Origin of the sequence: Pseudomonas sp. GW460-12-10-14-TSB1, from assembly GCF_017349775.1 — a bacterium.
Taxonomy (GTDB): domain Bacteria; phylum Pseudomonadota; class Gammaproteobacteria; order Pseudomonadales; family Pseudomonadaceae; genus Aquipseudomonas; species Aquipseudomonas piscium.
Map to the genome: position 1 here is coordinate 39395 of NZ_JACNAC010000001.1, position 26647 is coordinate 66041.

At 65.0% G+C, this 26647-nt stretch carries 29 protein-coding genes; 6 read left to right on the forward strand and 23 right to left on the reverse strand.

The window, feature by feature from the left end; all coding sequences use genetic code 11:
- Positions 1–5 precede the first annotated feature (5 nt).
- The 3 genes from J4D52_RS00180 (at position 6) to J4D52_RS00190 (ending at position 3222) form a co-directional block, all read left to right on the forward strand.
- Positions 6–1424: an FAD-dependent oxidoreductase gene (locus J4D52_RS00180; protein WP_007925837.1), complete on the forward strand. Its 1419-nt coding sequence runs from the start codon at positions 6–8 to the stop codon at positions 1422–1424.
- A gap of 238 nt (positions 1425–1662) precedes the next feature.
- A complete protein-coding gene (gene hemE, locus J4D52_RS00185) occupies positions 1663–2730 on the forward strand; it encodes a uroporphyrinogen decarboxylase (protein ID WP_025808180.1) in 1068 nt (355 codons plus the stop codon).
- A 144-nt stretch (positions 2731–2874) separates the two neighbouring features.
- Positions 2875–3222 (forward strand): YgiW/YdeI family stress tolerance OB fold protein, encoded by a 348-nt coding sequence (locus tag J4D52_RS00190; protein ID WP_009046606.1) that lies wholly within the window; start codon positions 2875–2877, stop codon positions 3220–3222.
- A 91-nt stretch (positions 3223–3313) separates the two neighbouring features.
- Here J4D52_RS00190 and J4D52_RS00195 read toward each other — a convergent pair whose 3' ends face one another.
- Positions 3314–4582, reverse strand: coding sequence for an MFS transporter (locus J4D52_RS00195; RefSeq protein WP_063427916.1), 1269 nt, complete (start codon positions 4580–4582; stop codon positions 3314–3316).
- Positions 4583–4702: 120 nt separating this feature from the next.
- Here J4D52_RS00195 and J4D52_RS00200 point away from each other — a divergent pair, with 120 nt between their 5' ends.
- Together J4D52_RS00200 and J4D52_RS00205 are read left to right on the forward strand one after the other, a co-directional pair.
- Entirely contained in the window at positions 4703–5596 is an 894-nt protein-coding gene (locus J4D52_RS00200; protein WP_025808177.1) for a LysR family transcriptional regulator, read from the forward strand.
- A 114-nt stretch (positions 5597–5710) separates the two neighbouring features.
- Positions 5711–6094 (forward strand): type II toxin-antitoxin system PemK/MazF family toxin, encoded by a 384-nt coding sequence (locus J4D52_RS00205; RefSeq protein WP_102675917.1) that lies wholly within the window; start codon positions 5711–5713, stop codon positions 6092–6094.
- A gap of 252 nt (positions 6095–6346) precedes the next feature.
- Here the strand turns inward: J4D52_RS00205 and J4D52_RS00210 are convergent, their stop codons facing one another.
- From J4D52_RS00210 to J4D52_RS00315, 22 genes are read right to left on the reverse strand one after another with little or no spacing between them, the layout of a single operon-like run.
- Complete coding sequence (locus J4D52_RS00210; protein WP_025808174.1) at positions 6347–6793, reverse strand: hypothetical protein; 447 nt, start codon at positions 6791–6793, stop codon at positions 6347–6349.
- Between the two features lie 40 nt (positions 6794–6833).
- The gene (locus J4D52_RS00215; RefSeq protein ID WP_025808173.1) at positions 6834–7280 is read right to left on the reverse strand and encodes a hypothetical protein; all 447 of its coding nucleotides are present in this window, start codon (positions 7278–7280) and stop codon (positions 6834–6836) included.
- Positions 7281–7303: 23 nt separating this feature from the next.
- Positions 7304–8533, reverse strand: coding sequence for a beta-ketoacyl-ACP synthase (locus J4D52_RS00220; RefSeq protein WP_025808171.1), 1230 nt, complete (start codon positions 8531–8533; stop codon positions 7304–7306).
- Positions 8533–9261, reverse strand: a complete 729-nt coding sequence (fabG, locus tag J4D52_RS00225; RefSeq protein ID WP_038582689.1) for a 3-oxoacyl-ACP reductase FabG — start codon at positions 9259–9261, stop codon at positions 8533–8535. The genes J4D52_RS00220 and fabG overlap by 1 nt, the downstream gene beginning before the upstream one ends.
- Positions 9258–9731: a hotdog family protein gene (locus J4D52_RS00230; RefSeq protein ID WP_025808170.1), complete on the reverse strand. Its 474-nt coding sequence runs from the start codon at positions 9729–9731 to the stop codon at positions 9258–9260. Before J4D52_RS00230 ends, fabG begins: the two co-directional genes overlap by 4 nt.
- Positions 9728–10924, reverse strand: a complete 1197-nt coding sequence (locus tag J4D52_RS00235; RefSeq protein WP_102675918.1) for a beta-ketoacyl-[acyl-carrier-protein] synthase family protein — start codon at positions 10922–10924, stop codon at positions 9728–9730. The genes J4D52_RS00230 and J4D52_RS00235 overlap by 4 nt, the downstream gene beginning before the upstream one ends.
- On the reverse strand, positions 10921–11406 hold the full coding sequence (locus J4D52_RS00240) for a DUF3261 domain-containing protein (protein WP_009046615.1): 486 nt from the start codon (positions 11404–11406) through the stop codon (positions 10921–10923). Before J4D52_RS00240 ends, J4D52_RS00235 begins: the two co-directional genes overlap by 4 nt.
- A complete protein-coding gene (locus tag J4D52_RS00245) occupies positions 11403–12149 on the reverse strand; it encodes a class I SAM-dependent methyltransferase (protein WP_102675919.1) in 747 nt (248 codons plus the stop codon). Before J4D52_RS00245 ends, J4D52_RS00240 begins: the two co-directional genes overlap by 4 nt.
- On the reverse strand, positions 12146–13393 hold the full coding sequence (locus tag J4D52_RS00250) for an NAD(P)/FAD-dependent oxidoreductase (protein ID WP_063427922.1): 1248 nt from the start codon (positions 13391–13393) through the stop codon (positions 12146–12148). The genes J4D52_RS00245 and J4D52_RS00250 overlap by 4 nt, the downstream gene beginning before the upstream one ends.
- A complete protein-coding gene (locus J4D52_RS00255) occupies positions 13380–14561 on the reverse strand; it encodes a sodium:proton antiporter (protein WP_102675920.1) in 1182 nt (393 codons plus the stop codon). Before J4D52_RS00255 ends, J4D52_RS00250 begins: the two co-directional genes overlap by 14 nt.
- Positions 14558–16897 carry an MMPL family transporter gene (locus tag J4D52_RS00260; protein ID WP_102675921.1) on the reverse strand — a complete coding sequence of 780 codons (2340 nt, stop codon included), beginning with the start codon at positions 16895–16897 and terminating at the stop codon, positions 14558–14560. Before J4D52_RS00260 ends, J4D52_RS00255 begins: the two co-directional genes overlap by 4 nt.
- Positions 16881–17588, reverse strand: a complete 708-nt coding sequence (locus J4D52_RS00265; RefSeq protein WP_025808159.1) for an outer membrane lipoprotein carrier protein LolA — start codon at positions 17586–17588, stop codon at positions 16881–16883. The genes J4D52_RS00260 and J4D52_RS00265 overlap by 17 nt, the downstream gene beginning before the upstream one ends.
- Positions 17585–18010 carry a thioesterase family protein gene (locus J4D52_RS00270; RefSeq protein WP_025808158.1) on the reverse strand — a complete coding sequence of 142 codons (426 nt, stop codon included), beginning with the start codon at positions 18008–18010 and terminating at the stop codon, positions 17585–17587. The genes J4D52_RS00265 and J4D52_RS00270 overlap by 4 nt, the downstream gene beginning before the upstream one ends.
- Positions 18003–19547 (reverse strand): histidine ammonia-lyase, encoded by a 1545-nt coding sequence (gene hutH, locus J4D52_RS00275; protein ID WP_025808157.1) that lies wholly within the window; start codon positions 19545–19547, stop codon positions 18003–18005. Before hutH ends, J4D52_RS00270 begins: the two co-directional genes overlap by 8 nt.
- Complete coding sequence (locus J4D52_RS00280; protein ID WP_053277137.1) at positions 19528–20481, reverse strand: glycosyl transferase; 954 nt, start codon at positions 20479–20481, stop codon at positions 19528–19530. Before J4D52_RS00280 ends, hutH begins: the two co-directional genes overlap by 20 nt.
- Positions 20478–21212, reverse strand: a complete 735-nt coding sequence (locus tag J4D52_RS00285) for a glycosyltransferase family 2 protein (protein WP_025808155.1) — start codon at positions 21210–21212, stop codon at positions 20478–20480. Before J4D52_RS00285 ends, J4D52_RS00280 begins: the two co-directional genes overlap by 4 nt.
- Positions 21213–21241: 29 nt before the next feature.
- A complete protein-coding gene (locus tag J4D52_RS00290; RefSeq protein WP_102675922.1) occupies positions 21242–22921 on the reverse strand; it encodes an acyl-CoA synthetase family protein in 1680 nt (559 codons plus the stop codon).
- Positions 22918–23463 (reverse strand): membrane protein, encoded by a 546-nt coding sequence (locus tag J4D52_RS00295; protein ID WP_025808153.1) that lies wholly within the window; start codon positions 23461–23463, stop codon positions 22918–22920. Before J4D52_RS00295 ends, J4D52_RS00290 begins: the two co-directional genes overlap by 4 nt.
- Positions 23460–23714, reverse strand: coding sequence for an acyl carrier protein (locus J4D52_RS00300; protein ID WP_007926835.1), 255 nt, complete (start codon positions 23712–23714; stop codon positions 23460–23462). The genes J4D52_RS00295 and J4D52_RS00300 overlap by 4 nt, the downstream gene beginning before the upstream one ends.
- A 9-nt stretch (positions 23715–23723) precedes the next feature.
- Positions 23724–23984, reverse strand: a complete 261-nt coding sequence (locus tag J4D52_RS00305; RefSeq protein WP_025808152.1) for a phosphopantetheine-binding protein — start codon at positions 23982–23984, stop codon at positions 23724–23726.
- Positions 23959–24774 carry a 1-acyl-sn-glycerol-3-phosphate acyltransferase gene (locus J4D52_RS00310; protein WP_102675923.1) on the reverse strand — a complete coding sequence of 272 codons (816 nt, stop codon included), beginning with the start codon at positions 24772–24774 and terminating at the stop codon, positions 23959–23961. The genes J4D52_RS00305 and J4D52_RS00310 overlap by 26 nt, the downstream gene beginning before the upstream one ends.
- Entirely contained in the window at positions 24750–25481 is a 732-nt protein-coding gene (locus J4D52_RS00315; protein WP_102675924.1) for a beta-ketoacyl synthase chain length factor, read from the reverse strand. Before J4D52_RS00315 ends, J4D52_RS00310 begins: the two co-directional genes overlap by 25 nt.
- 331 nt (positions 25482–25812) lie before the next feature.
- On the opposite strand from J4D52_RS00315, the gene J4D52_RS00320 reads away from it, so the two are divergent.
- Positions 25813–26583, forward strand: a complete 771-nt coding sequence (locus tag J4D52_RS00320) for a ParA family protein (protein ID WP_007926828.1) — start codon at positions 25813–25815, stop codon at positions 26581–26583.
- Positions 26584–26647 lie beyond the last annotated feature (64 nt).

The window sequence follows — 26647 nt, forward strand, 5'->3', positions numbered from 1 at the left end:
TAACTATGGCTGAACGTCTGAATAATGACTTCCAGTTCATCGAGGTCGGGCGCAAGGATCCGAAGAAGAAACTGTTGCGTCAACGCAAGAAAGAGTTCGTGGAAATCTACGAACCCTTCAAACCCCAGCAGTCGGCCGACCAGGCCCACCGCTGCCTGGGTTGCGGTAACCCGTACTGCGAATGGAAGTGCCCGGTGCACAACTTCATTCCCAACTGGCTCAAGCTGGTGGCTGAGGGCAACATCCTCGCCGCCGCCGAGCTGTCGCACCAGACCAACACCCTGCCGGAAGTCTGCGGCCGGGTGTGCCCGCAGGACCGTCTGTGCGAGGGTGCCTGTACCCTCAACGATGGCTTCGGCGCGGTGACCATCGGTTCGGTGGAGAAGTACATCACCGACACCGCCTTCGCCATGGGCTGGCGTCCGGACATGTCCAAGGTCAAGCCGACCGGCAAGCGTGTCGCGGTGATCGGCGCGGGCCCGGCGGGCCTGGGCTGTGCCGACGTGCTGGTACGTGGCGGCGTGACCCCGGTGGTGTTCGACAAGAACCCGGAAATCGGCGGCCTGCTGACCTTCGGCATCCCCGAGTTCAAGCTGGAAAAGACCGTGTTGAGCAATCGTCGCGAAGTCTTCAGCGGCATGGGCATCGAGTTCCGCCTCAACACCGAGGTGGGCAAGGACGTGACCATGGAGCAACTGCTCGAAGAATACGATGCCGTATTCATGGGCATGGGCACCTACACCTACATGAAGGGCGGCTTTGCCGGTGAGGACCTGCCGGGCGTGCACGACGCGCTGGACTTCCTGATCGCCAACGTCAACCGCAACCTGGGCTTTGAAAAGTCGCCGGAAGATTTCGTCGACATGAAGGGCAAGAAGGTCGTGGTCCTCGGTGGTGGCGACACGGCGATGGACTGCAACCGCACGTCGATCCGCCAGGGCGCCAAGGCGGTGACCTGTGCCTATCGTCGTGACGAAGCGAACATGCCGGGCTCGCGCAAAGAGGTGAAGAACGCCAAGGAAGAAGGCGTGAAGTTCCTCTACAACCGCCAGCCGATCGCCATCGTTGGCGAAGACAAGGTCGAAGGCGTGAAGGTGGTCGAGACCCGTCTCGGCGAGCCGGACGCCCGTGGCCGTCGCAGCCCCGAGCCGATCCCAGGTTCCGAAGAGGTCATCCCGGCCGACGCCGTGGTCATCGCCTTCGGTTTCCGCCCGAGCCCGGCGCCGTGGTTCGAGCAGTTCAGCATCCAGACCGACAGCCAGGGCCGCGTCGTGGCGCCGGAGCAGGGCCAGTACAAGCACCAGACCAGCAACCCGAAGATCTTCGCCGGTGGCGACATGGTGCGCGGTTCCGACCTGGTGGTGACGGCGATCTTCGAAGGCAGAAACGCCGCCGAAGGCATCCTCGACTACCTGGGCGTCTGATTCTTGCCGCCTTTGTAGGAGCGAAGCTTGCTCGCGATCAAGGTGTGTCAGGCAACATGGATGCTGGCTGGCCCACCGCTATCGCGAGCAAGCTTCGCTCCTACAGGTCCGCTATAGCCCTTGTGGAGCAAGGGTTGTGGCGCGACAAATTGACCCGATAGACAAAAGGCACGGCTCTCGCCGTGCCTTTTGCGTCGCGCTCTGAGAAAATGCCCGCACTTTTTTTCCGGATGCCGACATGACTGCCCTGAAGAACGACCGTTTCCTTCGTGCCCTGCTCAAGCAACCCGTAGACGTCACCCCGGTGTGGATGATGCGTCAGGCTGGGCGCTACCTGCCTGAATACCGCGCCAGCCGTGCCAACGCCGGTGACTTCATGAGCCTGTGCATGAACCCGGAGTTCGCCTGCGAAGTCACGCTGCAACCGCTGGACCGTTATCCACAGTTGGATGCGGCCATCCTCTTCTCCGACATCCTGACCATCCCCGACGCCATGGGCCAGGGCCTGTACTTCGAAACCGGCGAAGGCCCGCGTTTCAAGAAGGTCGTCAGCACCCTGGCCGACATCGAGGCCCTGCCGATCCCGGATCCGCACAAGGACCTGGGCTACGTGATGGACGCGGTCAGCACCATCCGCCGCGAACTCAACGGCCGCGTGCCGCTGATCGGCTTCTCCGGCAGCCCCTGGACCCTGGCCACCTACATGGTCGAAGGCGGCTCGTCGAAGGACTTCCGCAAGACCAAGGCGATGCTCTACGACAACCCGCAAGCCATGCACCTGCTGCTGGACAAGCTGGCGCAGTCGGTCACCAGCTACCTCAACGGCCAGATCAAGGCCGGCGCGCAAGCGGTGCAGATCTTCGACACCTGGGGCGGCAACCTGTCGGCGGCGGCCTACCAGGAGTTCTCCCTGGCCTACATGCGCAAGATCGTCAGCGGCCTGATCCGCGAGCACGAAGGGCGCAAGGTGCCGGTGATCCTGTTCACCAAGAACGGCGGCCTGTGGCTGGAAAGCATTGCCGACGCCGGTGCCGACGCCCTGGGCCTGGACTGGACCTGCGACCTCGGCGAAGCGCGCCAACGGGTCGGCAACAAAGTCGCCCTGCAAGGCAACATGGATCCGACCGTGCTCTACGCCAAGCCGGAAGCGATCCGTGCCGAAGTCGGGCGCATCCTCGCCAGCTATGGCAAGGGCAGCGGCCATGTGTTCAACCTCGGCCACGGCATCACCCCGGAAGTCGACCCGGAACACGCTGGCGCCTTCCTGCGCGCGGTGCACGAACTGTCGGCGCAGTATCACCAGTGATCGCGACCCGATAATCAGGCCCGGCATTCGCCGGGCTTTTTTTTGGGCTCTTCGCGCATTCCGGGAAACGGCCTGGCGGATTAAGTTTCAATTCAGCCTGACTGGTTAATCTGGCGCTATCGAAACCCACATTGGATCACTGCCATGAAAACCCGTTACCTCGTTCTGTTGCTCGCTCCGCTGTTCAGCACCGCCGCCCTGGCTGTCGGCTACACCGGTCCTGGCGCCCAGGCCGTCACCACCGTCGCGGCGGCCAACGATGCCTCGGACGATACGCCGGTGGTGTTGCAGGGCCATGTGGTCAAGAAGCTGAACAACGACGACAAGTACGAATTCAAGGATGCCAGCGGCACCATCACCGTCGAGATCGACGACGAAGACCTGCCGCCGGTGGCGTTCAACGAGAAGACCCAGGTCAGGCTGACCGGTGAGGTCGAGAAGGGGCTGATGAAGCGCGAGATCGACGTCGACCTGGTGGAGATCGTCAAGTAAGCCGATCGACAGCCTCGGCTATCTCCCATGCCGGCGACCGGCCCCTGCGTATGGATCGCGGGGGCGGGTTGCCGGCATGTTCGTTTAGCGACTACTGAGTGGCCAGCGGCGGCAGCTTGGCCAGCTTCAACGCCACCAGCAGCGCCACCACCAGCAGGGCGCTGATAAACAGGCCGATGCCGTTCCACCCGGCCATGTGCCAGAACACCCCGCCCGCCGTCCCGGCGATGCTCGACCCGGCGTAATAGCTGAACAGGTACAGCGATGAGGCCTGGCCCTTGGCCTTGAGGGCGCGCCGGCCGATCCAGCTGCTGGCGACCGAGTGGGCGCCGAAGAAGCCGAACGTGAAGATCAGCATGCCGATGATCACCACCGGCAATGAAGTGAGCATGGTCAGGGCGAGGCCGGCGAGCATCAGCGAAATGGTGGCCCAGAGCATTTTGCGGCGACCGAGGCGGTCGGCCAGGGCGCCGATTTTCGCCGAGCTGTAGATCCCCGACAGGTACACCACCGACAGCAGGCCGACGAAGGCCTGATCCATGTGATACGGCTCGGCCAGCAGGCGATAGCCGATGTAGTTGAACAGTGTGACGAACGCGCCCATCAGCACGAAGGCTTCGAGGAACAGCAGCGGTAGGCCGGCATCGCGAAAGTGCATGACGAAGCCGTCCAGCAGGCTGCGCGGGTGCAGCGAGCGGGCGCGGAAGTTGCGCGATTCGGGGAGGATTTTCCAGAACACCGCCGCGGCGATCAGCGCCAGGCCACCTATCACCAGCATCGCCGTGTGCCAGCTGACGAAGTCGATCAGCACCCCGGTGATCAGGCGGCCGCTCATGCCACCAATGGCGTTGCCGCCGATGTACAGGCCCATGGCCAGGCCGATGTGCTGGGGATGGATCTCCTCGCTCAGGTAGGTCATCGCCACCGCCGCCAGGCCGCTCAGGGACAGCCCCACCAGCGCGCGCATCAGCAGCACGCCGTGCCAGCTCGGCATCATGGCGCTGGCAATGGTGCACAGCGCGGCGGCGAACAGGGCGGCAACCATCACCGGCTTACGGCCGATGCGGTCGGAAATCGGCCCGGTGACCAGCAGACCAATGGCCAGCAGGCCGGTGGCGACCGAGAGGATCAGGCTGCTCTGCGCGGCGTTGATGGAAAATTCCCGGGACAGCAGCGGCATCATCGGTTGCACGCAGTAGAGCAGGGCGAAGGTGGCGAAACCGCCGGAGAACAGCGCCAGCACCGTGCGCATGAACATCGGTGTGCCTTTTTCGATGTAGACCTCGTTCAGTTGCGCGACGACCTCATCGAGGGCAGTGGGAGGGAGTTCGTGGGCGAGTGGAGCGACAGCGGTTTTCACGGGGGACCTCGGGGGAGCGCAGCCGGTCAGGCAATGGAAAAAAGCATATAGCTGGCTAATGTTTCTTTCCAATATATTGTTCGACCTGATTGATATGTTTAACGACCTAATGAGGCGTTCATGGAATTGCGTCATCTGCGTTACTTCATTGCGGTGGCCGAAGAGCTGCATTTCGGCCGCGCCGCCCAGGCCCTGGGCATCTCCCAGCCGCCCTTGAGCCAGCAGATCCAGGTGCTGGAGCAGGAGGTTGGCGCGCGGCTGTTCGAGCGCACCAATCGTCGGGTCGAGCTCAGCGAGGCCGGCAGGCTGTTCCTCGATGAGGCACGACAGGTGCTGGCCCAGGTCGACAAGGCCGCGGATGTGGCCCGTCGGGCGCAACGGGGGGAGCTGGGTGAACTGAAAATCGGCTTCACCTCGTCGGCACCCTTCAACTCGAGCATTCCCCAGGCGATCTTCGCCTTTCGCCAGCGCTTTCCCGACGTGCACCTGAAGCTGCGGGAAATGAGCAGCACCCAGGTGGCTGAGGCGCTGCTGGACGAGTCGATCCAGGTCGGCATCATGCGGCCGTTGCCGCTGCCGGATTCCCTGAGCGTGGTGGAGTTGCTGCGCGAACCGCTGGTGGCGGTGCTCGGTTCCAAGCATCCGCTGGTGGCTGGCAGCGAAGCCGGCCTGGCGTTGTCGGCCCTGGCCCACGAGCCCTTTGTGTTCTTCCCGCGCAGCTACGGCAGCGGCCTGTATGCGCAGCTGCTGACCCTGGCCCGGGATGTCGGTTTCACCCCGCATTTTGCCCAGGAAGCAGGCGAGGCCATGACCATCATCGGCCTGGTGGCGGCGGGGCTGGGTGTCTCGGTGTTGCCGGCGTCCTACCAGCGCATGCGCATCGACGGCGTGGTCTATCGACCGCTGCTCGACCCCGAGGCGGTTTCGGCGGTGTGGCTGGCGCAGCGCACCGACCAGCGCTCGCCAATGGCCAAGGCCTTTGTCGAGCTGCTGACCCGTAAGGCGGAGTTGTAGCCTGCCTGGTGGTGTTCCGCGGGGCTTCGAAGGTGGACATCTCGGGTAACGGATCGGGTTTGCTCATCCGCCGGCTCATTGCGCAGACTGAGGTTCTTTGCGCGAGTGCCACGGATGTCACTTCACTATCAGCCCAGGGAGGGCAGTGTCCTGATCTGTGACTTCAGAGGTTATGAAGTCCCCGAGATGGTCAAGGTCAGGCCTGTTATGGTCATACGCAGGCACAGGAGCAACCGGCATCTGGTGACGGTCGTGCCCTTGAGCACCACCGCGCCTGACGTGGTGCTGGGGCACCATCTGCAACTTGCCAACCGCCTGCAGGGGCGACCGTGTGTCTGCTGGGCAAAATGCGACATGCTCGCCACGGTCGGCTTGCCGCGACTCGATCGGATCAGGCGCAAAGACCGTCATGGCCGACGAGTTTACGAAGTCTTGCAACTTACAGACGAAGAGTTCGCTGCCGTCAAAGCCGCTGTACGCAAGGCTTTGGGGATCTAAGGTCGACCCTTTCGAGGAATAAGGCAATTGGCCACGGTTGCCGGACGGCACGCTTCGGGCGACACTGCGTGCGTACCCGAAAGGGACTTGTGAGACTCTGAGGATCCTGGGCAACCAGCCATCGCAGAGCCAGACAGGCAGAGCGCGATGACAAGCCAGCCTGTTTGTGAAAGGGCGCCGAAAGGCGCCCTTTGTCGTTTCCGGGGGACGGAAACTGTGGATCAGGTCATGCCGATTTCACCGGCAGGCGCCTTATTGCACCTTCGCCAGATCGCCGCGCAGCGCGACGCCTGCCATCAGGGCTCCTGCGTGGCATTCGTAGGTTTTCGCGTCCTTGCGCTCGTTGCTCTTGTAGAAGCTGGCAATGTCGGTCACGGCATTGGCGCCGACTTTCTTGGCGGCCTGGTGCAGGGTGATCAGCGCCGATTGCAGGACCCATTCGCAGGCCACTTCGTCGCTCTTGTTGAAGGCGTTGGTCTTCTTGTTGGTGACCGCGCCCGCGCTGACCACCGTGACCTTGCCGGCTGGCTTGTTGCCGGCCAGGTAGAACTTCACGCTGCCGTCGATCTTGCCGGTGCTGATGGCTTCGGCGACCACCTTGTCGAACGGCAGGTACAGCGCGGTATCACGGGCCTGGCTGACGCCGGGCAGGGTGCAGAGCAGCAGGGTGGCGGTGGCGGCCAGGGTCTTCAATTGCATGGTGGTCTCCTTGACGTAGAAAGCGGGTGGCGGCTGACGCTCAATTAGGCGCGGCAATCGCCTGGGCCGAGCTGGACAGCTGTTGCGCGGTCCGTTCGTTCTGGTTGTCCTTCAGCTCGCGCAGGATGCCCTTGTCCAGCAGGCGCACCCAGCGGATGTAGTTCTTGTGGATCTTGCCGTCCGCGTAGCTCATGCCACGGCTGTCGCGGTAGAGGATCTTGTAGTGGGTCGGTGTGTACTGGATGTCGATTTCCACGTGGTATTGCTCGCGCACGGTGATCTCGGCCTGGATCAGCTCCGGGCTGATGCGCTGCACGGTCCACTTGCGGGCGACCAGGTTTTTCAGGATCGCCTGTTTCATTTCCTCATGGTCGGCCTTGATGGTGGCAGGCAGGACACGGTCCGGGGTGTACATGCGCTTGCTGGTGCACGAGACGCAGGTCAGCAGGGCCAGCACGATCAGGCATGCGCGAAGCAGGGAGGGCATTCCATTTTCTCCAGCGGGTAACGTCATTGAGGCCAGCGACGGAAGATTAGCGAGGTGTTGACGCCGCCAAAGGCAAAGTTGTTGTTCATCACGTATTCGCAGCTCATCTGCCGGAACTCGCCGCGCAGGTAATCCAGCTCGCCGCAACGCGGGTCCACCGTATCGAGGTTGAGGGTGTGCACGTAGAGGTCGTGGTTGAGCATCTCGATGCTGAACCAGGACTCCAGCGCGCCACAGGCCCCCAGGGTGTGGCCGAGGAAACTCTTCTGCGAACTGATGGGCATCCGGCTGCCGAACAGGCTGCTGGTGGCCAGTGTTTCGGCAATGTCGCCCTGTTCTGTAGCGGTGCCGTGGCCATTGACGTAACCGATGGCCGAAGGCTCAAGGCCGGCGTCTTCCAAGGCCAGCTCCATGGCCCGGCGCATGGTGGCCTGCTCCGGACGGGTGGTGTGCTGGCCGTCGGCGTTGCTGCCGAAGCCGACGATCTCGGCATGGATATGGGCTCCACGGGCCAGCGCATGTTCCAGCTCTTCGAGCACCAGCATGCCGCCGCCCTCGCCGATCACCAGGCCGTCGCGGTCGCTGTCGTAGGGCCGCGGGCTGGTGTGCGGGGCATCGTTTTTCAGGCTGGTGGCGTAGAGCGCGTCGAACACCATGGCTTCGGTCGGGCACAGCTCTTCGGCGCCGCCGGCGAGCATCAGCGGCAGGCGGCCGAACTTGATCGCCTCGTAGGCGTAGCCGATGCCCTGGCTGCCGCTGGTGCAGGCGCTGGACGTCGGGATCAGCCGACCGGTGAGGCCGAAAAAGATGCTGATATTGGCCGCGGTGGTGTGCGGCATCATGCGCACGTAGGAGTTGGCGTTGAGGCCTTCGGCGACCGAGTTCAGCAACATGTTGCCGAACGCCTTGATCTCGTCGGTGCTGCCGGTGGACGAGCCACAGGCCACGCCCATGCGCCCGTCCTTGATCGACTCGTCACCCAGCAGGCCGGCATCGGCCAGGGCTTGCTCGGCAGCGCCCACGGCGAGCCGCGACACCCGGCCCATGCTGCGCAGCTGCTTGCGGGTCCAGTGGTCCGGCACCTTGAAGTCGTCCACGGGGCCGGCCAGGCGGGTATTGAGTTCGCTGAAGCGATCCCACTCGTCCATCCGGCGAATGCCGCTGCGGTTGGCGCTGAAGTTGGCGGCGATGGTGTCCCAGTCGCTGCCCAGCGAAGTGATGCCGGCCATGCCGGTGACGACCACACGTTTCATCAGACCAGGCCTCCGTTGACCGCCAGCACCTGGCGGGTGATGTAGGCGGCCTCGGCGGACATCAGGAAGTTCACCGCGCCGGCGACTTCTTCCGGGGTGCCCATGCGCTGGGCCGGGATCATCTTCAGCAGCTCGTCCACCGGCACGTTCTCGTCGAGCATGGCGGTGTCGATCAAGCCTGGCGCCACGCAGTTGACGGTGATCTTGCGTTTACCCAGCTCGATGGCCAGGGCCTTGGCGGCGCCGATCAGGCCGGCCTTGGAAGCGCTGTAGTTGACCTGGCCACGGTTGCCGACCTGCCCGGACACCGAGGCGATGCAGACGATACGCCCGGCGGCGCGGCGCCGGATCATCGGCATCATCACCGGGTGCAGCACGTTGTAGAAACCGTCGAGGTTGGTGCGCAGCACGGTATCCCAGTCGTCTTCGCTCAGGGCCGGGAAGGCGCCGTCGCGGGTCAGGCCGGCGTTGAGCACCACGCCGTAGTAGGCGCCGTGGGCTTCCACGTCGGCTTCGAGAACGGCCTTGCAGCTGGCGCGGTCGGTCACATCGAATTGCAGGATGCGCGCCTGGCGCCCCAGGGCCTCGACTTCGGCCTGCACGGCCTCGGCTTCGCTGCGGCCACTGCGGCAATGCAGGATCAGGTCATAGCCGCCCTGGGCCAGGCGCAGGGCGATGGCGCGGCCGATACCACGGCTGGAGCCGGTGACCAATATGGATTCAGTCATGGCTGGACTCCTGTTGATAAAGCGGGTGATTCGTTCAGGTAGCTGTCCGCCTGTGGCGGACAGAACACGTTGAGGCGGGCGACGGCCTGAATACCGGGGGCACTCAGGTGGCATTCGAATACGCCCATGCCGTTGTCGTCTTGCAGGGAGCGCAAGGCGTGAATCTGCAGTTCGCTGCCGGCCGGGAAGTGCTCCACATTGCATTCGAACTTGCGTGTGCCGAGCAGGAATCCCAGCTCGACGGCCTGGCCTTTCTGGCGCGCATGGCAACCGGCGTAGGCAGCGACGCTCTGGGCCATCAGCTCGATGCCGACCCAGGCCGGCAGGCTGCCGTCGGCACGGCTGAACAGGCCGCCGGGACGGACAGTGAGGCGGGTGCGGATTTGCTCTTCATCGAACCCCAGGACCTGATCGATCAGGATCATGTCGCCCGCGTGGGGCAGCAGTTCGGCGAGCGGCCAGTCAATCATGGGGCGTCTCCGATAATCAGGCTGACGTTGTTGCCGCCGAAGGCAAAAGAGTTGCTCATCAGGCAGCGCGGAGCGTTCTGCTCCAGACGTGTGGTGGCGGTGACCCAATGCAGAGGCGGCAGTTGCGGGTCGGCCTGGGCGTCCCAGACATGGGGCGGCAGAGCGTGCGCGCTGTTCGCGGCGGACAGGCTCAGCCAACAGAATGCCGCTTCCAGGGCACCGGCGGCGCCCAGGGTATGGCCGCTCATGGGTTTGGTCGACGAGCAGGGCACGCCGGCCGGGAACAATTGGTCGACCGCCAGGCTTTCCATGGCGTCGTTGTGCTGGGTGGCCGTGCCATGCAGGTTCAGGTAACCGATCTGCTCGGCTTGTAGGCCAGCGTTGTGCAAGGCCTTCTGCATGGCTTGCAGGGCGCCGCGCCCACTGGGTTCGGGGGCGGAAATATGGTGCGCGTCGGAGCTGGCGCCGCCGCCGAGCAAGGCGATCGGTTGCGCGGCGAGGGTTTCCTTGCTCATCAGGAACAGCACGGCGGCTTCGCCGATATTGATGCCATCGCGGTTGACCGAGAACGGATTGCAGCGCTGGGCGGACACCGCTTCCAGGGCCGAGAAACCGTTGAGGGTCAGCTTGCACAGGCTGTCGACGCCGCCGCACAGCACCGCGTCGCACAGGCCCAGGTCGAGCAGGCGGCGGGCGCTCATCAGCGCCCGGGCGCTGGAGGTGCAGGCGGTGGAAATCACGTAGGCCGGGCCACTGAGGTCGAGCCAGTCGGCGAGAAAATTCGCCGGCGCGCCCAGTTCCTGCTGCCGGTAGTCGTAGTCGGCCGGGAAGTGCCGGTCGCGCAGGTAGTGGGCGATGCCGCGGCTGGCCTCGTCGATACCCGAGGTACTGGTGCCGAGGACGATGCCGATGCGGCTGTGGCCGTAGCGAGCGATGGCCTGGTCGATGTCGCCGCGGATCTGCAGGGCGGCCTCCAGCAGCAGCTGGTTGTTGCGGCTGCTCTGCGGCCCCAGCTCCGCTGGAATGCTCGCCAGCGGTCCCTGGACGGCGGCCACCGGCACGCTGCGCTCCGGCACCCAGCCGGCTACGGCGCGCATGCCTGAGCAGTCGCCGGCAAACAGGCTGCGGGCCACTTGCTGCTTGTCGCGCCCAAGGGCACAGATCACCCCGAGGGCATTCAGGTAGGCCGTCATGAGGCGTTCTCGGCGGTCAGCGGGCTGATGTGGTAGTACAAGCCCTGGGGCAGCTCCAGGCGGAAATCCAGGGCCTGGCGATAGCGGACCTGCCAGTGCGGGGCGAGATCGCGCTGCGCGCCGTGCTGCCGGGCGGCTGGATAATTATCTCGCAGTTCGCCCGCGGGCGTGAGGGCGAACAGCAGTGCGGCGAACAGTTCGCGGGCCTCCGGGTTCGGCGGCAGCAGGCCGTCGGCCTGCCAGCGACCGTCGATCAGTTGCTGGCGCGCCAGGGGAATGCCCAGCGGGTCGAGCAGCGACCAGCGGATGCCCGGCCCTTCGGCCTGGATCACCAGCAGCCAGTCCTGGCGCTGCCCGGCCTGTTGCCGCTCGATATGCAGTTGCAGCGGCAGGGCCAGGCTCGGGGTTTTCTCGGGCAGCGGCGGCTGGCTGGCGCAGGCGCTCAGCAACAGCAGGCAGCCGACGAGCAGGGCACGGATCATCCAGCGGCACCTTCGTGCAAGGGTTTGCGGGCGACCACATTGACCAGGGTTTCTTCCCGTTGGCCAAAGGGTTTCGGGCGGCGCAGGCCAAAGCGTTCGAGCAGCCCGAAATCCTTGGCACGGCTCCACCACAGATAGGGATAAGACACATTGCGCGGGGTAAATTCAAAACCCTGTCGTCGGATCATTTCCAGGTACTGCGCCGCGCTTTTCTGTAGATGCATCGGGTGGCGGAACAGCCAGCGGATTACCCAGGTGTCGATGTAGGCCTCGGTGGATTCGGCGAACAGCAAATAACCGCCCGGCTTGAGCACGCGATAGAACTCGGCCAGGGCTTTTTCCTGTTCCACCAGGTGGTGAAAGGTCTGGTGGCAGAACAGCAGGTCGACGCTGGCATCGGCCACGTCCAGGGTCGCGCAGTCGCTGCCGATCAGCTCGACCTGCAGGCCCTGGCGCGCCGCCTCTTCGCTGCTGAGCCTGAGGCTGTGCGGGTCGGCGTCCAGGCCGATCAGGCGCCGCGGGGCGAACACCTGGCGCAGGTACTGGAACGACTTGCCCTGGCCGCAGCCGGCATCCAGCAGCACCGGGTTGGCCGGCGGTTCCTTGTCGAACAGGCGGCGCAGGTCGTTGATCGCCACTCGCAGTACATGGTGCTGCCAGGTATGGCTGCGCAGGAACCAGAAACCGAAGCGGGTTTCCTCGACGTAGCTGGCGCTCAGGTACTGCGGCTGGGTGTCGTTCATGGAGCCTCCATGGCGCAGATTTCCGAGAGCATGCGCAGCCGGCGCTTGGGTTCGCTGACGAACGGGTTGCGTTCGTCCCAGGCATAACCGGCGAGGATCGAACTGATCATCCGGCGGATTTCCGGCGAGCTGCCCGGGTGGTAGATCACGTCCTGGAAGGTGCCGGCGTACCAGCCTTCGACGTAGCAGCGGAAGGTGTCGACGCCGCGCTTGAGGGGGGCGGCGAATTCTTTTTCCCAATCCACGCTTTCGCCCTGCAACTGCCGATGCAGTACGGCGGCGGCCATGCTCGCCGAACGCATGGCGATGGTCACGCCGGAGGAGAACACTGGGTCGAGGAATTCCGCGGCGTTGCCCAGCAGCGCGAAGCCCGGGCCGTGCAGGGTCTTGACGTTGGCCGAGTAGCCGCCGATGGTCCGCGCCGGGGTGTCCCAGACGGCGTTGTGCAGGACCTTGGCCAGGCTCGGGGTTTGCTCGATGAAACCGCGCAGGCACTGGTCCAGGTCGTCGTCACGGCCGTCGAAGTGCTCCTTGGCCGCCACCACGCCGATCGAGCAGCGCCCGTTGCTGAACGGGATGGTCCAGAACCACACATCGCGTTGGCTGGGGTGAGTGGTGATGAGGATCTTTTCCCGCTCGAAAGCCGGGCTGTCGATACGGTCTTCGATATGGGTGAACACCGCCTGGCGGACCGGGAAGTTCGAGGGCGCCTCCAGGTCCAGCAGGCGCGGCAGCACACGGCCGTAGCCGCTGGCGTCGAGGACGAAGTCGGCCTCCACGCGGTACTCGCTGCCGTCTTCGCGCAGCACCTGCAACTGCGGCCTGGCCAGGTTGAAGTCGGCGCTGACGATGGCCTCGCCATAACGCACTTCGACGCCTTGCAGGGCAGCCTGATCGGCCAGCAGCTTGTCGAAGTCGGCGCGTTGCACCTGAAAAGTGGTGGGCTTGCCGTTGCTGAAGGTGTCGCCGAAATCGAAGGCGCTGTAACGCTCGCCCCAGGCGAACGCGGCGCCGTTCTTCAGCTGGAAGCCCGCAGCCTTGACCGCCTCGAGCATGCCGGCCTCTTCGACGAAATCCAGGCAGTGGGACAGCAGGCTTTCACCGATCGAAAACCGTGGGAAATGCTGGCGCTCGACGATCAGCACGTCGTGGCCTTTGCCCTTGAGCAGCGCGGCGGCGATGGCGCCCGATGGGCCAGCGCCGATCACCACAATCCGGCGGCGTTCCATTTCAACTGTTGGCACTGGGGCTCCTTGCCGGTTCGGCGATGTTCAGGTTCGAAGGGACCAAAGGTGTTCGGTGCAGCCCGGCCAGGGCCGGCATCAGGGTGGCGATCAGGCCCATAAGCATCAGCGCGAAGTACAGCGCCGGGCTGATCAGCTGTTGTTGCAGCAGCAGGTTGAGAAAAACGATCTCGCTCAGCCCGCGAATATTCAGCAGCAGGCTTTCCCGCCAGCGGCTGGCGCCCTTGAAGGAGGCGCCGGCCCAGCCCAGGCCGAGCCAGTTGCCGAGCAGCTTGCTGGCAATCGGCAGCAGCAGCAACGCCCCCAGTTGCACCCAGCCGAGGCTGTCCATGGCGCTGTGCACATTGATCTGCACGATGCCGAACGTGAGGATCAGCGGGATGGCGATAAAGGTCTGCAAACGGCTCATCCAGGCTGCCTTTAACGGCAGCACCAGCGGCACCTTGAGGGCGGCCATGCACAGCAGGTAACCGATGCCGAAAATCAGCGCGTTGAGCTTGTAGTGCTCGGCCACCACCAACAAGCCGAAGAAGCCCAGGCTGTGCAGCAACGGCTGGCGCAGGCCGAGGCCGAGGCCGTGCAGGAGCAGTGGCAGGCAGGCTCCGGCCAACGGCAACAGCAGGCTGCTCAGGTGCAGGCTGCCCTGGGCGACGCCGAACAGGGTCCAGCAGCCGAGGTCGATGAGGATCGCGGTCTGCACCAGGCGCCGGGTGGCCGGCGGCGGGTAGTCGATGTGCCGCAGGTACAGGTACAGCACCGGAATCGCGGTAATGGCGAACAGCAGGCCGACCGCCAGGGAACTCAGCCAGGGTTGCGCCGGCAACAGCCAGACCGCCGTGGCCAGGCCGCAGGCGAAGGGAATGGCGAAGCTCGGCAGGGCGATCTTCAGGCTCTGGCGATCCAGGCGCAGGTCGATCACGTCGCTGAGGATATGCCCCAGCAGCAGGGCGAAACTCAAGCCGTACAGGTTCTTCAGCCAGACCGGCGCGACCAGTTGGGCGCCACTCAACTGCCAGTGCGGCTCGATCCAGAACAGCATCAGCAGCGGCAGGCCGAAGGTCGCCAGCAGCAACTGGCTGACGATCGGGATCAGGCCGAAACGGCTGCCGATGCGGGTGGCGAGCGCGAACAGCAGCAGCGCCATGAGCCAGAACAGGGCAATCATCACAGGGCGGGCTCCGTAACGGGCTGGCGATGGCGCTGGCGACCGGCCCAGGGCGCCAGGATAAAGCTGAAGGCCAGGCCCAGGCTCACCGACAGGCCGAAGTTGCTGACCGCCGGGGTGCTGGAAATCGCCAGCAGGCCGAACGACAGCCAGGTGGTCAGCGCTGCAAGCAAGGTGCCGAGCAGGCTTACGGCGGCCCCGCCGACCTGTTCACGCATGAGGATGGCGTAGTCGACGCTGATGGCGGTCACCAGCAACAGGCCGAACAGGCTGAACAGGGTCAGCGGTTGCCCCAGCCAGCCCAGGCTGGCGAGGCTGCACAGGGCCGCCAGCAGCGGCAGCGCGACCAGGCGCAGGGCGCCGCCGAGGCCGAACGGCAGGATCAGCAGTAAGACGATCAGCACGCAGGAGGCGAGTTTGAGCTCGGCGGCGCTGACCTGGGTGGCGGCGAACACTTGGTTCAGGTCGCCCAGGCGGTCCACCAGTTGCACCCCCGGCAGGTCCTGCGCCTGTATCCGCAGCAGCTGTGGGTTGTTCAGCCCCTGCAGGCTGACCATGGCCGCCACGCCGTTGTCGGTGGGGCCCAGCCACAGGGTGCGGTAAGGCTCGGCCAGCGGGCCTTGCAGGACGCTGTCGATGTCTTCGTTGGGCAGCGCCCGCAGTTGCGCGAGCTCCGCGTTCAGGGCCGTGACCGGTACCCCGAGATCCAGCAGCGGCTGCCAGTGCCGCGGCAGCGCGTCCAGGGCCTGGCGTAGGCGCTGTTGCTCGCTGGGCAGGCTCACCAGTTGGTTGAGCGACAGGTAGCCCTGGAGTTTCTCCAGGTTGACCAGTTGCTCCAGGCGCTCGCTCAGGGCGCCGAGGCGTTCGAGCAACTGTTGCTGATCGGCACCGCGCACCAGGAAAAACTGGCTGGTGGGTTGGTAGCCGGTGATCCGCGCGATGGTCTGGGCTTCGTTGAGCAGTTGTGGCGGCGCGCCGATCCACTGGCGGATATCGTTTTTGCTGTCGAGTTGCCACAGGCCACCGGCGCAGAAGGCGATCACCAGCGCCAGCAGCCAGGGGCTGGACACGCGTTTGAGCAACTGGGTGCGCAGGTTCAGCAGCCACTCGGCGACACGCAGCGGCCATTGCGCCGGTCGCAGTTCGACGCCGCGCAGCAGCGCCGGCAGCAGGCACACCGCGCTCAGGTAGGCGCCCAGCAAGCCGGCAGCGGAGAACACGGCGATCTGGGTCAGGGCCGGGAACGGTGTCCAGGCCAATGCCAGGTAGCCGATGCAGCTGGTGGCCAGGCTCAGGCTCAGTCCCGGCAGGGTCAGGCGCAGGGCCGGCCAGCTGTGCCAGGGACGCAGGCTCCAGCTCTTGGACAGGTAGTGCAGGGGGTAGTCGACGGCGACGCCGATCAGGCTTGAACCCAGCACCAGGGTCATCACGTGCATATGGCCGAAGAACGCCACGCAGGCCACCGCGCCGAACAGCATGCCCACCAGCACTGGCACGAACGCCAGCAACACTCGCCAGCGCCGGAAAGCCAGCAACAGCAGCAGGAGGATGCCGACGGTGGCGCCGCCGCCGACCCAGGTTATCTCGCGGGAGGCTTGCTGCTGGCCGTTGGCGGCGTAGAGCAGGCCGCTGGCGGCCAGCAGCTGGACGTCGGCCTGGGCGGCCTGTTCGCGGCTGCGCTGGAGCAAGGCCGCCACCTGCAGCGGTAGCTGCATGTCGAAGGCGTTGCCGGTGGTGCGTGCTCGCAGCAGCACCCAGCTCTTGCCGTCGGCATCGGCGATCAGGGTGCCGCTGCCGATATCCAGTTGCACCGCGCCGCGTTGCGGCTGGCTGTTCTGGATGCGTCCGGTCAGGCCCAGCCAGTCGTCCTGGCTCGGGACCAGGCTGAAACCGCTGAAGGGGTCGAACAGCGCCTGTACGCGCTGCTGGATAAAGGCATCGGGGTGCTCGATCAGTTGCTGGCGATCGGCGGCGCCCAGCATTGCCAGGCGCCCTTGCAGCAATTGCCTGCGCAGCGCCGGCAGGTCGGCCTGCAGGTTCCACTGGACCTTCTCGAACAGCCCGCTGGCCTGCCATTGCTCACCCAGGCGCTGGGCCATGGCGATGGCCTGCTGGCGCTCGGCGTGGCCCACCAGCACCAGCATTTCGCGGTTCAGCGGCTCCTGCATGCGCTGCTCGGCCTTGAGCTCCAGGGCATCGGGGTCGGTGCCCGGCACCAGCTCCATGAGGTTGGCCGACAGCGGCGCGCCATGGCGCCATTGCCAGCCGCCCAGGGCCAGCACGGTCACCAGCAGGAGCAGGAACAGGCGCGGCCACCAGCGTTCACTCGGCAAAGTCATGTTGCTCCGCGTCGCTCAAGGGCTGGTTGCTGATGCTGTCGTGCATCTTCAGTAGGGTGCTGTCGCCCTGGGTTTCCAGCAGCTCGATGCGCTGCACCAGTTCGCCGCCGTCGATGTTGATCTGGTTGAACACCTGCTTGAGCAGCAGCGAACGTGGGGTCAGGGTCAGTTTCCAGGCCTTGGCGTCGCCGGACAGGGCCAGCTCGAAGTCCCGTTGCAGGCCGCTGCTGTCGCCTTGCAGCACGGCGAGGAACAGGCGGTTCTGTTCGGCCCCGGCGCTCTTGTTCGGTAGCATTTGCCAGCCGCTGCCATCCCGGCGGGCGATGCCTTTGCCGGTGATGCGGTAGTCCTGTTGCAGCGGTGTTTTCAGCAGCCACAGCAGGCCATGGTTCTTCGCCAGGACGAAACTGCCCTTGCTGGTCAGCGGCTGGGGCAGGGCGCGCAGGTGTTTCTCCTGGACGAAACTGCCGTGGATCACCTCGGGTTTGGCCAACTGGTCGCTGAGCTGTTGCAGGTCGAAGGCATTGGCCAACGAGCTGAAGCCGAGCGCCAACAGCAGTCCCAACAGCCTGTAGCCGCTGCCGCCAGGCTGCGATCGAGCGCGTTGCGGGCGTGGCGTTTCGGCACTCAGGGTTTGCGGGTACTGCACAGCCGATCGCAGGCTGCGCCAGCGGCTACAAAGGGCTCTCATGGCAGCATCCTTTCCACGGCATCGGTGAACACCTTGGGCGAGGCCAGCTGCATCTCGCGGCTGGCGATCTCCACCGCCACCTGCACCGAGCTGGCGCGGGTCAGGCGTTCGCCGGTTTCCAGGTCGCTGATCAGGTAGTTGATCTTCAGGCGGTTTTCCCATTCCACCAGGCTGGCGCGGACATTGAGCTTCTGCCCGAATACCGCGCCGCGCACGTAGCGCAGCTGCAGGTCGATCACCGGCCAGGCGTAGCCGGATTCGAGCATCTGGTTGTAGTTGTGGCCGAGCTTGTCGAGCAGGGCGCAGCGGGCCACTTCCAGGTACTTCACGTAATGCCCGTGCCAGACCACGTGCATGGTGTCGACGTCGAAAAACGGCACCTGGATCTCGGTGTCCGCGTGCAGCACACCCTTACTACGCATGCAGCCTCCAGTGTTGCTCGGCGATACGTTGCAGGCACAGGCGCAGTTCGCCTTCCAGGGCGCGGTCCTCGATCACCGGCGGGAAGTCCTTGGCCAGCTCTTGGTGCATGGTCGCCAGGGCCGGCGGCAATGGCCGTGCATCCTCGGCCTGGCCACGCAGCCAGACGCCTTGGTTGGCGGCCAGCAGGGTGGCGGCGGCAACCTGTTCGGTCAGCTCCAGCACGCGGATCGCATCGCGGGCGGCGATGGTGCCCATGCTCACCTTGTCCTGGTTGTGGCATTCGGTGGAGCGCGAGAACACGCTGGCCGGCATGGTGTTTTTCAGGGCTTCGGCGGTCCAGGCGCTGGTGCCGATCTGCACCGCCTTGAAGCCGTGGTTGATCATGGCGCGGTCCGCCGGGGCGCCGGACAGGTTGCTCGGCAGGCCGTGGTTGTAGCGCTCGTCCACCAGCAGCGCGAGTTGGCGGTCCAGCAGGTCGGCGACGTTGGCCACCAGGTTCTTCAGGCTGTCCATGGCGAAGGCGATGTGCCCGCCGTAGAAATGCCCGCCGTGCAGCACGCGTTCGGCTTCGGCGTCGATGATCGGGTTGTCGTTGGCGCTGTTCAGCTCGGTTTCGATGAAGCCGCGCAGCCAGCCCAGGCTGTCGGCCAGCACGCCCAGCACATGGGGCGCGCAACGCAGCGAGTAGCGGTCTTGCAGGCGATGCAGCGGCGCGGTCGGCGCGTCGATGGCCAGGTCCTGGCGCAGCCAGGCGGCGACCCGCATCTGCCCCGGGTGCGGCTTGGCGGCGAACAGGCGCTCGTCGAAGTGCTCCGGGTTACCCTGCAAGGCGACCACGTTCAGCGCGGTGATGCGCGTGGCCAGTTGCAGCAGGTAGTCGGCGCGGGCGAAGGCCAGGCAGGCCAGGCCGGTCATCACCGCGGTGCCGTTCATCAGCGCCAGGGCTTCTTTCGGCCGCAGTACCAGCGGTTCCCAGCCCAGCTCGCGGTGCACCTCGGCCGAGGTCCGGCGCTCGCCGCGGAACATCACTTCACGCTCGCCGGACAGGGTCGCGGCCACGTAGGACAGCGGCGTCAGGTCGCCACTGGCGCCCACCGAACCTTCTTCGGGAATCAGCGGCAGGATGTCGTGTTCGAGGAATGCCTGCAGGCGCTCCAGCAACTCCACGCGCACCCCGGACACGCCATGGCACAGCGACTGCAAGCGCGCCGCCAGCACCGCGCGGGTGGCTTGCGCGTCCAGTAGCTTGCCCAGGCCGCAGCCGTGGAAGGTGTACAGATGACGGGGCAGCGCCTCGACGTGTTGCAGCGGCACCGCGACCACGCAGGAGTCGCCGTAGCCGGTGGTCACGCCGTAGATCACGCCTTCCTTGTCCAGCAGCGAATCGAGGAATTGCGCGCCCTTGGCGATGCGCTGACGGAATGCGCTGTCGTCCTGCAGTCGGGTCGGCGCCTGACGGTTGGCCAGGGCCAGCACGTCTTCGATGCGCAAAGGGAGTTCGCCGAAGGTTACCGGCTCAAGCGGATGCGTCGTCATCGGTCTTCCAGAAAGGGTAAAAGTTGAACCATTGTTGGGGCGCTTCGAGGCAGTACTGGCCCAGGCGCTCGGCGTAGCGGGCAGTCCACTGGGCGATAACCTGTTCGCGATCGCTGCGCTTCCACGCCACGGTCTCGGTGAAGGGTTCGAGGAACACTCGATAGCGGCCATTGTTTTTCAGGCACAGCAGCAGGTTGACCGGGCATTTCAGCAGGCCCGCCAACAGCCATGGCCCCTGGGGAAAGGGCGCCGGATGGCCAAGGAAATCCACCCGCACGTTGCGCCCGCCATGCAGTGGTACACGGTCGCCGGCAATCGCCAGCCACTCGCCGCGATCCAGGCGCTGGCTCAGCTGCAGCATGACCGCCGGATCCAGCTCGCTGACCTGGATCAGCCGCAGGTTGGTGGCCCCGGCCTCGCCCAGCAGGCGATTGAAACGTTCGGCGTGCTTGGTGTGCACCAGCACGTTCATGGTGACCTTCTCGCCCAGTTCGGCCAGGGCGCGGCAGACTTCGAGGTTGCCCAGGTGAGCGCCCACCAGCATCTGTCCGCGGGCGCCACGCAACTGGTCGCGCAGCCGGGCCGGGTCGACGATCTCGATCTGTTCCAGGCGCAGCTTGCCGTTCCACACGTCGAGCTTGTCCAGCAGGGAGTCGGCGAACGCCATGAACTGGCCGAAGACCCGCCAGTGGCTGGGACGCAGCTCGGCCTTGCCGCTCCAATCGGCCAGGCGCTGCTGGTACAGCCAGGCACTGCGGCGGGCACCGCGGCCGAACAGGAAAAAGTAGAAAACGATGATATACAGCACCGGGCTCAACACCCGGCGCCCGAGCACACGCACGCCGAAGGCGGTGAGCTTCATCAGCCAGAAGCTGCCGCGCTCTTTGTGCTCGGCCCAATGTTGCTTGTCCTGCTTGTCTGGTAGCGCCGTCATGCTTGCCACCGTCGCCAGAGGATCAGCGGCGCGCGCAGCAACATGCCGAAGAACAGTCGGGCGTGCATACTGGAAATCAGCAGGTTGTCGTGGAACAGGCGAAAGTGCGACAGGCCATCCACCGGGTAACGGACCTTGGTCGGCAACCAGCGCATCGGCTGGTTGCGCCAGGACAGGCGCACCAGAATATCGGTGTCGAAGTCCATGCGCTGGCCGATCTTCACCGAGTCGATCAGCGCCAGGACTGGCGGCAGGGGGTAGACCCGGAAGCCGCACATGGAGTCGGGAATCTGCAACGACAGGGTATTGATCCAGACCCAGACGTGGGTCAGGTAGCGAGCGTAAAAACGGCCCTTGGGCACGCTGGCGTCGTACTGTGGATAACCGCAGACCAGCGCTTCGGGGTGGGTGCGGGAGGTGGCGATAAAGTTATCCACATCGCGCAGGTCGTGCTGGCCGTCGGCGTCCACTTGCAGGGCGTGGCTGAAGCCTTGGCGCGAGGCTTCGCGCAGCCCGGCCATGACCGCGCCGCCCTTGCCCTGGTTGACCGCGAGCTTGACCAGGAACACCTGTTCGCGTTCGGCCAGTTGCTCCAGCACGGCGGCGCAGGCCGGGCTGCTGGCGTCGTCCACCAGCACACAGGGCAGGCCGCTGGCGAGCAGGGCGTCGACCACCGCCGGCACGGCAGCTTCATGGTTGTAGACCGGGATCACCGCGCAGGGGTTATGCATGGGGGCTGACCTGGTGGCGAGCCAATAACTTATCCACAGGCGTTCTCCAGCAGGATGCGGCCGCTGGAGCAGGCGGCGGTGTCATTGCGATAGGCAAAATAGAGTTTGCCGCGCTCATGATCGAAGCGCAGGTGCAGTTGCACCTGGTCTCCGGGGCGCACCAGTTGCTGGAACTTCAGCACTTCCATGCCGGCAAAGCGGCCCGGCAGACCGAGGAACTGCTGGCCCAGGGCCAATGCCCAGTCCACCTGCACCACGCCCGGCAGCACCGGGGTCTGGGGGAAGTGGCCGCTGAAGTAGGCCAGGTCCGGCGGGATCGCCAGTTGCAGGCTCCATTCTCCGTCGGCCTCGAATTGTTCCAGCACTTCCGGCGCCCGTGGACGCGGGGCCAGCAGCAGGGCTTCGACATCGGCCTGGGGCAGCTTGCCCTGGCTGTTCAGGGGCAACTGGCGCAGCAGGCGCCAGCGGCGTGGCAGCGCCAGGGCCTCGCAATGCTGGCTCAGGTGCTGGCGCAGCGCTTGGGTGAGGGCCCGACGCCCCTGGTTGCGCAAGGCGTGCAGGCCTTGTTCGCTGAGGACCAGCAGCGCGCCGAGGGAGGCGCGGTTTTCCCGGACCACCCCAAGGCGCGCTTCGGCGACCCAGGCATGCCCGGCCAGGGCCTGTTCCAGCATCGGCAGGGAAATGCGTTTTTCTTCCAGCTTGACGATCCGGTCCAGGCGCCCGAGCAGCTCGAAACGCCCATCGGCGGCGATGCGCGCGGCATCGGCGGTGTGTTCGACATGTCCGGCCGGCAGGTAGGGCGAGGCGATCAGCAGGGCGCCGTCGCGGTCCTGGCTCAGTTCGACCCCGGCGAAGGCTTGCCACAGGCTGTCGCCCTGGCGCCAGGCAATGCCACCGGTTTCCGAGCTGCCGAGGATTTCCGTTGGCCATTGTTGCAGGCGCTGGTGCAGGCCTTGCGCGGCGTCGGCGGGCAGCGCGCCGCCGGAGGAAAACACCCGGCGCACCGGGCTCAGGGCCGGCCAGTCGAGGTTGTCGCCCATGCGCTTGAGCAGCGCCGGGCTGGCGACCCAGGCGAAGGCCGGGTGTTCGCGGCTGGCGCGCTGCAGGTCTTCTGGGAACGGTAGTTGCCGACGGACGAAGGTGCGCCCGGCGCAGAGCGGCCAGAGCACACGGAACAGCAGGCCGTAGATATGTTGGGTGGCGACGCTGCCGATGATGCAGGCCTGGCCCAATCCTTCGCCCCACAGTTGCTCCAGGGCCTCGACTTCGTTGGCCAGCTGGCGCAGGGATTTGTCGATGCGCTTGGGTTCGCCGCTGGAGCCGGAGGTGCACAGGCTCAAGCGACAGGTGTCGAGATCGAGTTCGGCGGCCGGCAATGGCGGCTGGTCGAAGTCGGCCAAGTGGGCATCGCCGGGCTGGTCGGTCAGCCACAGATCGACCTGCGTCGACCAGCGTTGCCGGGGCTGGGGTTGCAGGTCGGCGGGCAGCAGCACGCTGACCCCGGCGCGCCAGGCGCCGAGCAGGGCGATGGCCAGTTCGGCGGCATCTTCCAGGTGCAGGGCCAGGCGCTGTACGCCCCTGGCCTGCAAGCCTGCGGCCAGGCTCAGGGCCTGGTGCTGCAGCTTGCTGTGATCGAGTGCCGGTTCGAGTGTGACGGCCCGTTCCGGCAGCGACTTGAGCAGCAGATGCTCAAGTTTTATCCAATTCATGCGCGGCCTCGTACGCGTTGTCGTAACAGCCATTCAATGGCAAACAGCAAACCCATCAACCCGTAGGCGATCAGGCCGTTGTACAACGTCCACCAGCTCAGCGGCGCCCACAGGGTCAGGGCGGCGGCGAGCAATCCGTTACAGAGGAAAAATACACTCCAGGCGACAGTTACCTGGCGGGTATAGCGAATCGCCTTTTCCGGCAGTTCCGGCTCGCTGAGGCGGGCCAGGCGCTCGGCCACCGGCGGACCGAATTTCAGGCTCAGGCCGAACAGCGTGAGCATGAAGCCGCTGACCAGTACCGGGTACCAGCGCAATAACGATGGGCTGTCGAACAGCGCCAGCAGCAGGCAGAAGACCAGGGCGGCGCCCGCCATCAACAGGCTGCCGGGGCGCCGTTCGCCGGTCAGGACCCGGGCCAGCCACAGGCTGCCGAGCAGCAGGCCGAACTGCCATGGCGCGAAATGCTCCATGCCGAAATACACCGCAAAGGGATACAACAGGCCCGCCAGCAGCAGGCCAAGGCCGATCAGCCGGCTCATGCGGCCGGCTGGACCAGACGGTACACCGCCTCGACCACGTCATTGACGGTACGCACCGACTTGAATTCCTCGGCGGCGATTTTCTTGCCGGTCTTGCGCTTGATGTGATCGATCAGGTCGACGGCGTCGATGCTGTCGATTTCCAGGTCTTGATACAGGTTGGATTCCAGGCTTACGCGTTCCGGTTCCAGTTCGAAGAGTTCCACCAGGGCATCACGCAAGGTGTTGAAGATGTCGTCGCGAGTTTGCATGGTCCGGTCTCAAGCTGCCTGTTTTGCAGTGACGAACGCCGCAAGGCTCGCCACGTTGGTGAAGTGGTTGCGGGTGTCCTTGGCATCGGCGTCGATCTTGATGCCGTAGCGTTTCTGGATCGCCAGGCCCAGTTCCAGGGCGTCGACCGAGTCCAGCCCCAGGCCTTCACCGAAGAGCGTCTGCTCGTTGCCGATGTCTTGCACGCTGATGTCTTCGAGGCCCAGGGCATCGATGATCAACATTTTAATTTCTAGGTGCAGATCGCTCATCTTCGGCGAGCTCCTTAATGAAGTAGTGATGCAAATAATCGTTGAACTTGCGCGAGGCCTGCGGTGCGGGGCCTTGGGCGGCAAAGACATACGGGTCTATATCGGCTCCGACGCGAAAACTGAAGTGCACGCGGCGCATCGGGATGCGATACCAGGGTTCGGCCTTGGTCAGGGTGGTCGGGCTGACCTTGATGACCACCGGGGTGATGATTCTCGCACCCCGCAAGGCGATTGCCGCGCCCCCCCGATGAAAGGCCGGGGCCTTGCCCGGCTGGGTGCGGGTGCCCTCGGGGAAGATCACCAGGGTCTGGCCGTTGCGCAGGGCTTCGCCGGCGGCGTCGAGCATGTCCATGCTGCCGTCGTTGCTGATGTATTCGGCTTCGCGTATCGGGCCGCGGGTAAAGGGGTTCTGCCACAGGCTCTGCTTGACCACGCAGTTGGCGTTGCGCACCAGGCCGATGAGGAACACCACGTCGATCAGCGACGGGTGGTTGGCGATGATCATTTGTCCGGGGCGGCCGAGCTTTTCCGCGCCTTCGACTTCATAGGTCAGCACGCCGCTGCGGGCCATGAACCGGATGAACAGCCAGAACAGCCGGCCGATGGTGCGCCGCGCGCGCTGGCGATGCGCTTCGGCATTGCCGGGCAGGCAGGCGAGCAGCGGGAAAATCACCAGGCGCAGGCCCAGGCCGACCAGGCCGAACAAGGCGAAGCTCGCTGCCGTGGCGACCAGGCGCCAGTAGTAGGCGTCGCGGGGTTTTGTGTTTACAGGTTGCGTTGCCAGTTCCATACACGGTTCTTCCAGGCATGTTGGCAGGAGGTCTGCTCGCCGAGCAGGGTACGCAAGAGATTCAGGGCATGGGGCCACTTGGCGCGCGGTGCTTCCTCGGTGGCGGTGCCGAGTGCCAGTTGCCACTCTTTGCCGGGGGTCAGCAGCAGGCCTACCGCATAGGGGAAAGGCACGTCGTCGATCCAGGTGGCGTAGGCTTCGGGCGGCTGCTCTTCGGTGACCACCAGCAGCACCGCCGGGGCGCCCTCCTCAAGCAGCGCCGCGGCCTCTAGCATACCGTGTTCGAGGCCATCGCCGGCGGCGGCGATGGCGGTCATTTCACTGGTTTCGCCACGCATGATCGACCACAGGCCGATCACCGCGTTGTGCACCGAGAGGCTGAACTGGGTCGGGGACAACGGCTGGTCGGCCGCCAGGTCGCTGAGGATGTCGAAGGTCCGTGGCGTTTCGCCATGCCGGGAAATAAAGACCAACGGTAGCTGTTCCAGGCCTTCGGCCAGGGGCCAGCCTACGCTGAAGGCCATGCGGGCCAGACGGCTGAGGCGCCGGCGCTGCATGGCAGGTAGAAAGGACACGTCCGGGGCAGCATCACTGCTCTCGAGCACGACCGGCTGTCGGCTCCAGGCCTGCCAATCGTCCACGCTTTCGAGCCCAGGGGCCCACGCGCGCCATTGGGCGATGTTGAAGTTGATCACTTGAAGACTCATCCCGCCCCTGCGGGCTTTTTTGGCGTGTCAGTCGTTCCGACCTATGACTCACCGTGCACGGAGCTACAGCCGAGTGGCGCGCATTATCCCGGTGTGACTGGCTTGTAGCAAATATTGGTTACGTTTTGCTCAGTGAAAATGATGAGTTCGACAGGAAAAAGATGTCCTTTGGCCATTATTGGGTGGAGCAGGTCAAAGGCGCGGAAATTTTCAGAAAGTTTAGGCCGTTCTCGGCCAGGGGGCCTGACTTGGCAGTTTGCCGTCGGCGAGGTAGCGAAGCAGCGCTGCTGGCTACTACACTCGGTGATCTTTGATGCAGGGAGGTTCTGACATGCGGCGCGTGGTGTTCAATCAGAAAGGGGGAGTCGGCAAGTCGAGCATTGCCTGCAATCTGGCGGCCGTGAGCGCCAGCGAGGGGTATCGTACGCTGCTGGTGGACCTGGATGCCCAGGCCAACTCCACTCAATACCTCACCGGCCTGACCGGCGACGACATCCCCATGGGGATCGCCGACTTCTTCAAGCAGACCCTGTCTTCCGGACCGTTCTCGAAAAAGAACCAGGTCGATATCTACGAAACGCCGTTCGACAACCTGCACGTGGTGACGGCCACCGCTGAGCTGGCGGATCTGCAGCCCAAGCTTGAGGCGAAGCACAAGATCAACAAGCTGCGCAAACTGCTGGACGAGTTGGCCGAGGACTACGACCGGATCTACCTGGACACCCCGCCGGCCTTGAACTTTTATGCGGTTTCGGCGCTGATTGCCGCTGATCGGGTATTGATTCCCTTCGACTGCGACAGCTTTTCCCGCCAGGCGCTGTACGGTCTGCTGGCTGAAATCGAAGAGCTCAAGGACGACCACAACGAGGATTTGCAGGTCGAGGGTATCGTGGTCAACCAGTTCCAGGCCCGCGCCAGCCTGCCCCAGCAAATGCTCGATGAGCTGATCGCCGAAGGCCTGCCGGTATTGCCGGTGTACCTGGCCAGTTCGGTGCGCATGCGTGAATCCCACCAGGCCAGCCTGCCACTGATCCACCTCGACCCCCGGCACAAGCTGACCCAGCAGTTCGTCGACCTGCATAACCTGCTGGAAAGCGCCTGACCCTCTTCTGTAGGAGCGAGGCTTGCCCGCGATGAGTACCTGACATTCAACATTGTCGTCGATT